General features: G+C 36.9%; 9 protein-coding genes. 8 read left to right on the top strand and 1 reads right to left on the bottom strand.

Going from position 1 to position 12,794, the window contains the following annotated elements; all coding sequences use genetic code 11:
• The first annotated feature begins 63 nt into the window (after nucleotides 1-63).
• The 4 genes from AB3H90_RS02170 to AB3H90_RS02155 are packed head-to-tail and all read left to right on the top strand — an operon-like array spanning nucleotide 64 to nucleotide 7,765.
• Complete coding sequence (locus AB3H90_RS02170; protein ID WP_368016085.1) at nucleotides 64-3,138, top strand: alpha-mannosidase; 3,075 nt, start codon at nucleotides 64-66, stop codon at nucleotides 3,136-3,138.
• The gene (locus AB3H90_RS02165; protein WP_368016084.1) at nucleotides 3,131-5,368 is read left to right on the top strand and encodes a glycoside hydrolase family 3 N-terminal domain-containing protein; all 2,238 of its coding nucleotides are present in this window, start codon (nucleotides 3,131-3,133) and stop codon (nucleotides 5,366-5,368) included. Before AB3H90_RS02170 ends, AB3H90_RS02165 begins: the two co-directional genes overlap by 8 nt.
• Complete coding sequence (locus AB3H90_RS02160) at nucleotides 5,337-6,689, top strand: alpha-L-fucosidase (protein ID WP_368016083.1); 1,353 nt, start codon at nucleotides 5,337-5,339, stop codon at nucleotides 6,687-6,689. Before AB3H90_RS02165 ends, AB3H90_RS02160 begins: the two co-directional genes overlap by 32 nt.
• Before the next feature lie 17 nt (nucleotides 6,690-6,706).
• The gene (locus tag AB3H90_RS02155) at nucleotides 6,707-7,765 is read left to right on the top strand and encodes a family 20 glycosylhydrolase (protein WP_368016082.1); all 1,059 of its coding nucleotides are present in this window, start codon (nucleotides 6,707-6,709) and stop codon (nucleotides 7,763-7,765) included.
• Nucleotides 7,766-7,940: 175 nt separating this feature from the next.
• Here AB3H90_RS02155 and AB3H90_RS02150 read toward each other — a convergent pair whose 3' ends face one another.
• Nucleotides 7,941-8,318, bottom strand: coding sequence for a YccF domain-containing protein (locus tag AB3H90_RS02150; protein WP_010718913.1), 378 nt, complete (start codon nucleotides 8,316-8,318; stop codon nucleotides 7,941-7,943).
• Nucleotides 8,319-8,592: 274 nt separating this feature from the next.
• Here AB3H90_RS02150 and AB3H90_RS02145 point away from each other — a divergent pair, with 274 nt between their 5' ends.
• From AB3H90_RS02145 to AB3H90_RS02130, 4 genes are all read left to right on the top strand, one after another.
• Nucleotides 8,593-9,123 carry a PadR family transcriptional regulator gene (locus AB3H90_RS02145; protein ID WP_010718914.1) on the top strand — a complete coding sequence of 177 codons (531 nt, stop codon included), beginning with the start codon at nucleotides 8,593-8,595 and terminating at the stop codon, nucleotides 9,121-9,123.
• A 163-nt stretch (nucleotides 9,124-9,286) separates the two neighbouring features.
• Nucleotides 9,287-10,657 carry an MFS transporter gene (locus AB3H90_RS02140; protein WP_368016081.1) on the top strand — a complete coding sequence of 457 codons (1,371 nt, stop codon included), beginning with the start codon at nucleotides 9,287-9,289 and terminating at the stop codon, nucleotides 10,655-10,657.
• Between the two features lie 642 nt (nucleotides 10,658-11,299).
• Nucleotides 11,300-12,052 carry a restriction endonuclease gene (locus AB3H90_RS02135; RefSeq protein ID WP_010718916.1) on the top strand — a complete coding sequence of 251 codons (753 nt, stop codon included), beginning with the start codon at nucleotides 11,300-11,302 and terminating at the stop codon, nucleotides 12,050-12,052.
• Nucleotides 12,053-12,281: 229 nt separating this feature from the next.
• Nucleotides 12,282-12,722, top strand: a complete 441-nt coding sequence (locus AB3H90_RS02130; RefSeq protein ID WP_368016080.1) for a hypothetical protein — start codon at nucleotides 12,282-12,284, stop codon at nucleotides 12,720-12,722.
• Nucleotides 12,723-12,794: the final 72 nt, after the last annotated feature.

The following is a 12,794-nucleotide window of genomic DNA, read 5'->3' as shown; positions in this document are numbered from 1 at the left end:
TACAAGCCAGGAGCTCAATTTTTTTAGTTGTTTCCTGGCTTTTCACTAGAAAAGAGGAATAGTGTGAAAAAATTACTAGAATTTGAACGTGTGCAACGAATCATCATAGAGTTAAAAAAGAACATAATCAAAACTGCGATACCTGTTGAGAATTTAGTTTTTCATTCTGAAACGGGGACAAAAGAATTTGAAAGAGGTGCTTATTTTGGCGAAAAAAATCAGTACTATACAATTGCAGGAGAACTCTGTTTACCAAATGAATTTCAAAATCAAACAGTCGATTTAGCAATCTTTTCTTCACTAACTGAATGGGATTCAACGACAAACCCACAAATAAAAGTGTATTTTGATGATCAGCGGATCCAAGGATTAGATGTTAACCATACGACTTTGCGGTTACCCAAAGAATATGCTTCAAGAGATCGGATTCCATTGCAAATCGAGGTTTTTTCAGGTCGGGAGGAAAAAAAATATCCTTTGACGGTTGAGCTAAGGCTGATCGATCCTTTGTCTTATGAACTCTATTACGATTTGTTCGTGATATTGGATAGTTGGCGATCGCTAAACGAGCATGACTCGAATTATATCTATTATGAAAGAGAATTAGGACAAGTAGTTGATCAATTGAATTTTTATAAACCTTATAGCTCAGAATATTATCAAGGATTAATGAAAGCAAAAGAACACTTAGAACGTGCATTTTATCAAACAGGCTTAGTAAAAAATGCTCCTCGTGCCTTGGTTGTTGGTCATACACATATCGATTTGGCTTGGTTATGGACAGTGATGCAGGCGGTTGAAAAGGGAGAACGTAGTTTTTCGACTGTATTGAAATTAATGGAGGAATATGATGAACTGACTTTCATTCAGAGTCAACCACAAATGTATCAATTGATCAAAGATACCTATCCGCAACTATATGAGAAAATCAAAGAAAAAATTGTTGCAGGCAAGTGGATTCCAGAAGGGGCTATGTGGGTAGAAGCAGATTGTAATCTTGCTTCAGGTGAATCATTGGTCCGTCAATTTCTTTATGGGAAACAATTTATACGCGAAGAGTTTGGTCAAGAAAGTCAAATTTTGTGGTTACCAGATGTTTTTGGTTATTCTGCAGCTTTACCGCAAATTTTGAAAAAAACAAACACGCCCTATTTCATGACAACAAAACTTTCTTGGAATCAATTCAATCAGATCCCTTATGACAGCTTTTTTTGGCAAGGAATCGATGGTAGCCGAGCGCTAACTCATTTTATTACGACAATCAGTGACGGTTATAGCCCGACACCTTACTATACGACTTACAATGGACTACTCGATCCTTATACGGTGAAAGGAAGTTGGGAACGCTACTTAGATAAGGATGTCAATGACAGTATTCTGATCGCTTACGGTTATGGAGACGGTGGTGGAGGACCAACACGAGACATGTTGGAAACGTTGAAGCGTATGAAAAAAGGTTTGCCGAGTATGCCCCAAGTCATTGAAAGCACAGCGATTGATTTTTTTGAAGAACTCTCAGAAAAAATGACCAAACATCAGGAAAAAGAGTGGCTCGGAGAACTGTATTTTGAATACCATCGAGGAACATACACCTCAATCGGGAAAAACAAGCGCAACAATCGATTTGGTGAAACGTTATTACAGACAGTTGAAAAATTATATAGTATCTTCGCCAGAGAAAAATATCCAGCTGAAATGTTGGAAAAATCATGGAAACAATTATTGTTAAATCAATTCCATGATATTCTTCCAGGAAGCGGAATCAAAGAAGTTTATGATCAGACAGATATTGATTATCACGAACTTTTCACTGAAATGAACCAATTAATTGACACAGTGTTGCCAAGTCACGATGCAGGACAGTTTCTTTATCTGTTCAACCCTAGCGGAGTAAGTGAACAAGTCATCGTTCCATTACCACTGGAATCAGGAGAATGTCTGGAACATCAAGGTCAGTCGATTGTCAGCCAAAAAACGTATGATGGACAATTCTTAGGACGATTCGATCATTTACCTGCTCTCGGTGGGAGTTATTACACTATTGTAAAATCAGATCGTGAAGTCACGACTAAAACGGAAACCACTCCTTTAACTAAGCAATACGAGACACAAGACTTTAGTCTTTTATTCGACGAACACTATCGTATGATCAGTGCATTCGATAAAAAGAACCAACGAGAAATCGCTGGTAAGAAAGCAGTGAACGAACTACTGGTTTACGAAGATCTGCCTTTAAATTATGATGCATGGGACATTGATTTTTACTATAAAAATAAACCAACAATCATTACCGATATTCAAGAAGCATTGATTGTTGATCAAGGTCCGATTCGGGACACGTTGAAAATCGTTAGAAAGTTTTATGATTCGACTATTACGCAATACATCCATTTGATTCACGGAAAAGCACGAATCGATTTTGAAACGAAGGTTGATTGGCAGCAAAATCATAGTCTCCTTCGAGCGGAGTTTCCAGTGCCTGTCAATGCCTATCAAGCGACTTATGATATCCAGTTTGGCAATCTACAACGACCGGCGCATAAAAATACTTCGTGGGACAAAGCAAAGTTTGAAGTATGTGGACATAAATGGGTCGATCTATCCGATGATGGCTATGGGATTTCATTATTGACAGATTCAAAGTATGGCTTTGATGCTCAATACCAACATTTAGGAGTCTCATTGATCAAATCCGCCACAGATCCTTATGAAACAGCAGATCAAGGAAATCATCAGTTCACCTACTCGCTTTATTGCCATGCTCAAACGTGGAAGGAAGCGAAGACCCAAGAAGAAGCTCGTCAATTAAATATCCCTTGTTTGGCTGTTCGTCAAGAACAGAAAACTTTACCAGAAGGTTCGTGGGTGAACTGTCAAGAACGAAACATTTGTCTGGAAACCTTAAAGAAAGCTGAAACGGATGGATCCATCATTATGCGGGCTTATGAATTTGAAAATCGCCAAACAACAACGGTCTTAAAATTTTCTCAGCCAATTCAACATGTACAGATTTGCGATCTATTAGAAAATCCAATTGAAACAGTCGCTTTAGACAGTGAGCATGAGGTAACAGTGGTGTTCAAACCTTACGAGATCCATACCTTCAAAATCCAATTAAAGGAGCAGAACGATGGGTGATTTGCAAAAATTGTTGCAAAAAATGACACTAAAAGAAAAAGTTGGACAATTGAATCAACGATTGTATGGCTGGCAAGTCTACGAAAAAAAAGATGGAAAGCTTTTTTTGACGGACTATTTCAAAAATGAAGTGAAAAAATATGGCACAGTCGGTGTCATTTATGGGGTATTTCGTGCCGATCCTTGGTCTGAAAGAAATGAGCTGACTGGTTTAACAACCAGTGAGGCACAAGAAGTCAGTCAAATGATCCAACAATACATGAAAAAAGAAACCCGTTTAAAAATCCCGGTCTTATTATCCGAAGAATGTCCTCATGGGCATCAAGCCTTAGAAGCCACCACACTGCCAACGAATTTTTCAGTGGGATGTAGTTGGAATCCAGAACTTTACCAACAATTGCAGGAAGTCGTGGCTGCGGAGTTACAAGAAAAAGGAGCTCATCTTGGACTGATTTCGACTTTAGATCTATTAAGAGATCCACGCTGGGGCAGAACAGAAGAATGTTTTAGTGAAGATCCGTATCTAACAGCGGCCTTTACCCAAGCAGCTGTAACTGGTTTACAAAAAGAACAAAAAATTAAAGCTGTGTTAAAACATTTGGCTGGTCAAGGAAACGTCATGGGAGGACATAATTCTGGTCCAGTGGCAATCGGAGAGCGTGAGTTAAGGGAAATCCATTTACCCGCCATTCGAGCAGGAATTAAAGCTGGCGCAAAAGGCTGTATGGCAGCGTATAACGATATTGATGGTGTATTTTGTCACACGAATCCCCATTTGTTACAAGAAATTTTACGAGAAGAATACGGGTTTTCTGGAATTGTCATGGCCGATGGTTGTGCATTAGATCGAGTGGCAGAAACTTGTGGCGATCCATCAATGGCTGCAGCCAAAGCCATCTCTAGTGGAGTTGATCTTAGCTTATGGGACGAGGTGTTTCCTTATCTAGAACAAGCAGTGGCTATTGGGCTGGTAAGTGAAGAAGTGATTGATTGTTCTGTTTTAAGAATTCTTGAGTTGAAAAGCGAATTAGGTCTTTTCTCTAGCCAAAGTTCACCGAAAGTTTCTTTTACTTCGGCACAAAAAGAAACGTTGTGTACAGCTTTGGCAGAAGACAGTCTAGTATTGTTGAAAAATGACAATATATTACCTTTGAAAAAAGAGAAATTAAATCAAATTGGAGTTGTAGGACCTCATGCGAATAATATCTATCATCTATTAGGTGATTACACGCCTTTTAAAAAAATAGCATCATGTTGCAATCTATTGCAGGGGATCGAAGAGCACACGGCAAATTCAACTACCCAATTGTCTTTTGCTCAAGGCTGTCAGATCACAACTGATCTACCTCAAGGACTAGACGAAGCAAATCAAGTAGCTGAAAATGCAGATGTCATTGTCGTGACTTTAGGTGGGTCCAGTGCCAGAGATTTTTCAACGGCTTTTGCTAAAAATGGTGCTGCATTACAGGGATCACAAGAAATGACTAGTGGAGAAAACATTGACCTAGCCTCGATTGAACTACCCGAATGCCAAATTAAACTAGTCAAGGAATTAGCAAAACATGGAAAACCAGTCATTGCCGTTTTGATTGAAGGCCGACCTCATAGTATCTCAGCGATTGAACCATATGTTTCAGCGATTCTTTTCGCTGGCTATCCAGGACAATACGGAGGAAAAGCGATCGCGAATGTTCTTTTTGGGAAAAATCCGAATGGTAGATTAGCGTTTACGATTCCCGAGCATTCAGGTCAATTACCCGTTTATTATAACTATCGAAATACTCAATTTAAAGAAACGTATACCGATTATCCTAAAAAGCCAATCTATCGTTTTGGCTATGGCTTAAGCTATACATCGTTTGAATTGACCGATGTACTCTTTACCGATCATCAAGATCATTCGATTAAGGTTTCTTGTCGATTGAAAAACACAGGTAATTATAGTGGGGCGGAGACGATTCAAATTTACGGGAAAAAACAACAAGGTTTTATTCCCCCACGAGAAAAAGAATTGCTCGCATTTAAAAAAGTACATCTAACCCCATTGGAAGAACGAACGATTGAAATTATCCTAACAAAAGAACAGTTATACTATTTAGATGAAACGTTTAAAGAAGTATTGCCAAGAGAAGTTCATTTGACAGTTGAAACAGTTACCTTTAAACAAAGTATTCAATTATTTAGAAAGGTTGATGATCATGAAAAAAGCACATGGTGTATCCGCAGTTGAACAGGAAAACGAAGACCGTAAGCTGCGAAAAGACATTGTCGAAAACCATCAAAGCGAAACAGATCATTACCAGGAGTTACCCGCTAATATCCAAAAAAAACTCGATTGGTTTCAAGATCAAAAACTGGGAGTGATCTTTCATTGGGGGCTGTATAGTATTCCCGGTATTGTAGAGTCTTGGCAATTGTCACAAGAAGACAGCTGGGCAAGAAAAATACCTTGGCGCACGAACATGGTCGAATTACGAGAAGATTATTGGGGGTTGATCCATAGTTTCAATCCTTATAAGTTTGAACCAGCTAAGTGGGCAAAGCTTTGCCGACAAGCTGGTTTTCGCTACATGATTTTTACAACAAAACATCATGACGGCTTTACAATGTATGATACAAAGTATTCGGATTATAAAGTAACTGCAGCGACATGTCCCTACCATAAAGCGCCTCAAGCAGACATTTTTAAGGCAGTTGTTACTGCTTTTAGAAAGGAAGGACTAGCGACAGGTGCTTATTATTCAAAACCAGATTGGCATAGCTCTTATTATTGGTTGCCAGAAAGAGAAGCGACTGGGCGATATGCAAATTATAACCCAAAAGAGTTTCCTGAAATCTGGCAGAAATATGATCGGTTTGTTACGAATCAACTCACTGAAATTAGCCAAAATTATGGCCCACTTGATATCTTATGGTTAGATGGAGGCTGGGTGAATCAGGGGAATGAACAACTGGATATGGAAAGAATAGCGAGTGAAGTTCGGCATTCTCAGCCAGATCTCTTGATTGTCGATCGAACCATTGGCGGGGCCTATGAGAACTATGTGACACCAGAAAGAAAAATACCTGAACAACCACCAGTCAAAGTATGGGAAAGTAATATCCCATTAACCAAAAATTGGGGCTATTGGCCAAATGATGAGTATAAAGAAGTAGCAGAAGTTATTCTATCATTCGTCCAGATCGTTGCAAAAGGAGGAAATCTACTACTAGGAATCGGACCTAAACCAAATGGAGAGTTACCTACAGAAGCGGTAGCGATTTTAGAAAGACTAGGCGATTGGTTGGAAAAATATGGCGAAGGAATCTATGAGACAAGAGCAGTACCGTTTGATTCCCCTGAAGGCTGGTATGTGACCCAGAAAAATGACGATTATTACTTTTTTTATAAAGAAAACGCTTCATCTTTATTGCTGTCTGAGGTAGGATTGGATTATAGAAACTTTACCATTCAAGAACTGTCTGAAAAAAATCAGACAAAGAGATCTGAAACTTTAGTACCAGGAAAAACGATGGAGGGCATTGGTTGTTGGCAACTAATGGCAGAATAAGGAGTGGATGCTAATTGATGAATGAATCAAACAAGCCATTATCTGTTACAAAAGCACCTTCTTTAAAAGAGCGTGGCGTGATTTTAGATATTGGTCGTAAATTTTATTCAATGGATTTTCTGAAAAAACTTGTAGACTACATGGCTTCATTGAAAATGAATGCTTTGCAACTTCACTTTTCTGATAATGAAGGATTTCGGTTGGAATGCGAAACAATTCCAGAAATCACATCAGAGAAATTTTTGACGAAACAGGAAATGACGGATTTGATTGATTATGCGGAGCAAAAGGGGATTTCTGTGATTCCAGAGTTTGATAGTCCTGGTCATTTGCAACGGCTGTTGGCAATCTATCCACAATGGCAAATGGAGCGAAAAGGCGAGGATTCTTTGATTTTCCCCACTAATCGAGCCCTTGATATCACCAAAAAAGATGCAGTTACCATGATCAAAAAGATGATAAAAGAATATGCAGAGTTATTTCATCGTTCCGATTATTTCCATTTAGGTGCAGATGAATACATTGAATTTTCAGAGTTGGATAAATATCCTGCATTAAAAGCACAAGCAATCGTGGAATACCACGATCCAACCCGTCAGTATGATGTTTTCATCGACTACATCAATGAGTTAGCAGACTATGTCGAAACATTAGGTAAAAAAGCTAGAATTTGGAATGATGGTGTCTATAAAAAAGGACTGCTCATGAAAAGTAAATTAAAACCTTCTATTCAAATTACGTATTGGACGAAACATCAAGCAACAATGGCGACTGCGGGGGAATTTCTCACTCGTGACCATCAATTGATCAATGTCAACGATCAATTTTTCTATTTTGTTTTAGGAGAAGGTGCCAGTTATAAATATCCTACAGCTCAAAAGATTCAAGACCACTGGACGATTGATCAATTTCCTGAAAACCAACGATTAACAAACGAACAAATGAAAAAAGTACAAGGTGCCTATTTTGCCATCTGGAGTGACTACCCTGATGCTTTGACTGAAGAGGAAGTCTTAACGATGATTAAAGAACCATTAGCTGCACAACAGCAAATCATCTGGCACGAAACAATATGAACAAGCAGTGATCAAAGAGGTGAATCTATAGTTGATGTTGTCTTCAATAATTGATCCTGGTGTTTCTTAAAAGTTGTCCAAAAAAAAAAGCCGAAGATTTCAAAAATTGTTTCTTTTTTGACATTCTTCGGCTTTTTTAGATCTAGAAATTGTTACCAGGTTCTTAACTATCTAATCAATAATAAGATCTGGTTAGAACGATTCTCGTACCAAAAGGCATCAACGCTAATTTAGCTAATTTAAACGACTGTTTACCAAATGGAATACCAATGATCGTAATATAGAGTATAAGACCACTAATCACATGGGCAATCGCTAATGGGAGTCCACTGATAATCAACCAGATGATATTGATAATTAAAGAAGTCCCACTATCGCTATAAATCACTTCTTTACCAAATGGGAAAAAGCTAAGAGTTGCCAGCTTAAAACATTGTAACCCGATTGGAATACCAATGATCGTTATACACCAAATGACTCCTGCTAAAAACCAACCAATCCCACCGATACAGCCTCCAAAAATAAACCAAATCAAGTTTCCTAACATTCTCATTTTAACACCTACTAAATTTTTTCCCATTATATCATGTAATGGTTCTTAGAGTTCCTTTATTAAAGTTATTTAATTATGTGTTTTTTGTTTTGGATAAATGTTTTTTAATATTAATTATATATAAAAATAGTTATTTAATGGTGAACTAAGAACAGAAAGAATGTGAATGGCAAAGTGGGTTTGCTTAATTACCTTAATAAAGAAAAGTGATTGACTTATGCATCTATTAGATATATCATTCTTTTATCTAAAAGATAGATAAGGAGGAAGAAACATGATGAATGAACTGTTTGTTCTAGGAGAATTGATGGAATCACCACAAAATGGTTATCACTTAAGAAATGCAATGCAGGCTTCTTTAGGCAAAAATCGCAAAGTCAGTTTTGGTGTTTTATACCCATTGTTAGACAAGTTGGCAAAAAATGGCTTAATCACTATTACTGTTAATGAAGAAGGCCGTACACAAAAGACTGCCAGTATTACTGATAAAGGACGTCAACGATTTTTTGAATTAATGAAACAAGACGTTCCCAGTGGCGCTCATACAGAAGAAATTTATTTAATCAAACTCGATTCGATGCAACATCTCTCATTAGACGAACAAAAAGAATTGTTAATGGTCTACATACGTGAAAAACAAATCACGGTTGACGAAATCAAGGGCTATTTAAAAAAACTAGACGAAGTAAAAAAAATTGATCATTGGTATGCGACTAAAAAGTTAGAATTATTACTTGGAAAAGCCCAGTTAGCAATCCAGTGGGCAGAAGATTTTTTATCAGAACTACCTTATAGGGAAGAATAGACTTGATCAATAGAACAAGACGTGACAGTCCTTATCAACGGAGCGCTTTTTAAAACGTCATAAAAAAGGAACAAATGCTGTAACTTTTTTGGTTACAGTCTCTTTTATACAAAAAAATATATATCTAAAAGATATATCAGGGACGATAGATGGAGGAATGAACATGTCTCAACAAATCAAAATTGCCTTAGTCATGGCAATGAGTTTATTTATGGAAATATTAGATGGTACGATTGTTACGACAGCTTTACCCAAAATGGCGACTACTTTTTCAACAAGTATGTCGCAAATCTCACTTTTAATCAGTGCGTATTTAGTCACAGTGGCGATTTTTATCCCAATGAGTGGCTGGTTAGCCAATTATTTTGGTAAGAAAAAAATCTGGCTTCTGGCTGTTTTCCTATTCACCATTAGTTCATTAGGGAGCGCCCTTGCGCCTAGTTTTGGGGTTCTTTTAGGAATGCGAATGTTACAAGGTTTCTCTGGAGCGTTGATGACACCTACTGCACGATTGATCGTTTTTGAAAAAACGCCAGTCGATCAACTATTAAAAATGATGAGTTATCTTGTTTGGCCAGCATTAATCGCACCTGCGATCGCTCCTATAATGGGTGGAGCAATCATTACCTATTTAACTTGGCATTGGATTTTTTTGATCAATTTGCCAATCGGTATGTCGATCTTGATCCTAGGATATTCATTGATTCCGTCAGACCATGACCTGATCAAAAATAAATTTGATTGGCTCGGTTTTGTGGAAATGGCAACGGCATCCACCTTACTTGTAGTCGGTGCAGAATTATCTTCACGAGACGGTCTTTCATTTGAGATAGCAGGAATTTTGTGTATCGTGAGTGGAATAATATTTCTTTTGTTCACATATCAACATTTAAATAAAGTCGAACAACCCTTATTTTCATTAAAAGCCCTATCAAAAACTTCTTTTAGAATCGGCCAAACCAGTGGGGCAATCCTTTGGTTATCTGTCGGAGCGATGCCATATTTGTTGACGATCTATTTACAAAATATTTTTCATTGGTCAGCAGTCGTTGCAGGAAGTTATGTTATTTTCATTTTTATTGGAAATATTGGGATCAAACCCTTCACGACATCGATTATTCGCTCACTTAACTACAAAGGGGCATTGATTGCGTCATTCCTAATGATTTTGAGTAGTTCTTTCTGTTTAGTTTTCATTGAATCAACCACGTTTCCAGCGATTATTATGTTACTAGCTTTTGCCTCAGGAATCGGACGCTCGCTCGCACTCACAGCGTTTATGGGATTAAGTTTATCAGAAATTCCACCACAAGAACGCAATAGTGCCAATACATTGAATACAGTTGTCCAATCTTTAGCTCAAGGATTAGGGGTATCATTTATTACGTTGGTGATTCATTTATTGGAAATCCAGCTGTCGATTCCACTGGCTTATAGCCTAGGTTTTGCTGTTTTAGGGGCGCTAATGCTTCTGCCAATCATTGAAATCCTAAAAATCCCACAAACAATGGGCATAGCGACAATGAAGAAATAAATCTAAAATAGTAGATAGGTAGATTTATTGAAGAAAGATTTGAACTAAGGGTACTTTACAATCAAAAATCTACTAAAAAACTAGTCCTTCGCTGACTTGATTGAGCGAGGGGCTAGTTTATGTAGCGTTTTACCGAAAAGCCACGTTGGTAGTAAGTTGAATAACGACACTTCGATTCAAACAAACGCCAACTCTGTTACCAATAAGCAAATCAAGGATCATAGATTAGTGAGTCAGTACACGCAGTTGTTTTAAGTAATTGGCTAAAAACTCTGAATGACTATTCAGAGTTTTTGATCAACACAAGAACAAGTAACAATCCAATCTTTCCAAATAGGAAAAATCCTTTGTGTGACTCGGACACAAGTTAGCTTTCCTTAAAATATAATCGAGCCTTTTTGATAAAGTTTCTTTGAGCATAGGAGAGGAATGATACCTAGTAAACGATAGTTCAAATCAATGATAATCAACGAGAATGCCTAAAAAAATCTGTAATCTTCACAATAGTTCTAGTAAGCGAAGTATCAACGGATTGATTCTTTTAATAAAAATTATTTAAAAATTTTTATTATATAACAAATTAATACTCTTGTTATTGATTTACAATCTAATTGTCAGAACGATAAGCGAGAGGAGAAAATAATGGTTTTTAAATTCTTACAAAAATTCAAAGAAGCCAATCAACTGGAAAGCAGCGCTCAAGAAGTGGTTTCCAAACAATACTTAGAAATAAGAAAAACGTCTTTTGTGCAAAAGAAAGATGAGAAGATCGTAATCGACTTTTTAAGTGACATGGATAAAGATTTCGGTAGTAGCCAAGATGATCGAGTGAGGCAAGGAGAACATTTTGAGCAATTTTTAGCAGCAGCTTTCCGATTAGCAGGATACGGGGTTGAGATAACGAAGAAAAGTTATGTCAAAGATCATCGTAAGTATGTGGGAGATGGGGGTGTCGATTTAATTTTGACGAAAGAAAAAAAGCGGATCGCGGTACAAGCAAAATCCAATCGCTTAAACGCAAAACCCACACCGACACTGATTGGACGTAAAGATATCACTAATTTTTCAGGAATTTCAAATAAAAATTGGGATAAAAAAATGTTTATCACCACTTCATTTTTTTATCAACAGGTCTATGAAGAAATTGAACAAAATGAAAAAGCAAAAGAAATCGAGTGGTATGATCGCTACGGGTTATTACAATTATTAAATCAAATCATACCAGATACGATGCTAAAATTTCAGCTTTTAAATTCTTTGCCAATGGGTATAAAAATATGCCCCAAATGTAGCGAAGGAATCATAATTAATTGTCGGAATGGAAAAACCGGCCATCTATTTAAAGCATGTTCCTTACATTGTGGTCATACAGAAAAGTTCAACACAACGGAATGATAGCATTAGTCAGCGATTCTTTTTCCAAAATCTCTACATATACTAATATAGTGATACTTCGATTGAATGGTAGTCAATACTACGGACGCTAAGACAGCGTTTATAGTATAAAAAATCCACAAAAAAATATGTGATGAAGCCATACTTGGGAATAATTCCCCGTCAATTTTTCAATAGAAAGAGTAAAAAGTTCAAACAAGTGATTAAGAAAGGACTCTAGAATGGATAAATGACAAAAATACTCAAAGTAAAGCAAATTGAAGCAATGAAATTTTATACGGATATCTATCGAGAAGCAAGTTCATTCAGAAACATGTGGGTAATCAAACCCTTTTATCTGTTTTTGTATATTATTAGTGCAGGGCCTATAGTGTTATTTACGGTAGTAATTTTGGGTAGTGTTTTTTTATATTTAACTGGAAATCATAATGCTTATAACAATATTGAAAATATTTTTTACCAATTTATTGTGGCAACAATTTTTATCTTATACTGTTGCTATAAAATATATCGAACAAAGCATGGTCGTCCTAAGAAATACCATAATTATTTATATAAACGAAAAGCCGAAAGAATGCTTGACGAACGAAGTATCAATCAATTGATTTTTGATGTGGAATACTTGATCGAAAAGAAAGAAATACACGGAACCAAGATATTAAGTATTTAGCAAAACTTTATCGTAGCTTTGTGTTTTCCTATCATGATCTATCTCATCCAAAAATTTTTTGAGAATGGCAGT

Origin of the sequence: Enterococcus sp. C63, from assembly GCF_040887215.1 — a bacterium.
GTDB classification, from domain to species: domain Bacteria; phylum Bacillota; class Bacilli; order Lactobacillales; family Enterococcaceae; genus Enterococcus_B; species Enterococcus_B hirae.
The sequence above is the reverse complement of the archived record's forward strand: the minus strand, read 5'-3'. Positions and strand labels throughout refer to the sequence as shown.

What these genes read in the sequence shown, in the direction of transcription:
- AB3H90_RS02165 (WP_368016084.1), top strand. Translation starts at nt 3,131, where the DNA reads ATGGGTGATTTGCAAAAATTGTTGCAAAAAATGACACTAAAAGAAAAA.
- AB3H90_RS02160 (WP_368016083.1), top strand. Translation starts at nt 5,337, where the DNA reads ATGAAAAAAGCACATGGTGTATCCGCAGTTGAACAGGAAAACGAAGAC.
- AB3H90_RS02155 (WP_368016082.1), top strand. Translation starts at nt 6,707, where the DNA reads ATGAATGAATCAAACAAGCCATTATCTGTTACAAAAGCACCTTCTTTA.
- AB3H90_RS02150 (WP_010718913.1), bottom strand. Translation starts at nt 8,318, where the DNA reads ATGAGAATGTTAGGAAACTTGATTTGGTTTATTTTTGGAGGCTGTATC.
- AB3H90_RS02145 (WP_010718914.1), top strand. Translation starts at nt 8,593, where the DNA reads ATGATGAATGAACTGTTTGTTCTAGGAGAATTGATGGAATCACCACAA.
- AB3H90_RS02140 (WP_368016081.1), top strand. Translation starts at nt 9,287, where the DNA reads ATGTCTCAACAAATCAAAATTGCCTTAGTCATGGCAATGAGTTTATTT.
- AB3H90_RS02135 (WP_010718916.1), top strand. Translation starts at nt 11,300, where the DNA reads ATGGTTTTTAAATTCTTACAAAAATTCAAAGAAGCCAATCAACTGGAA.
- AB3H90_RS02130 (WP_368016080.1), top strand. Translation starts at nt 12,282, where the DNA reads ATGACAAAAATACTCAAAGTAAAGCAAATTGAAGCAATGAAATTTTAT.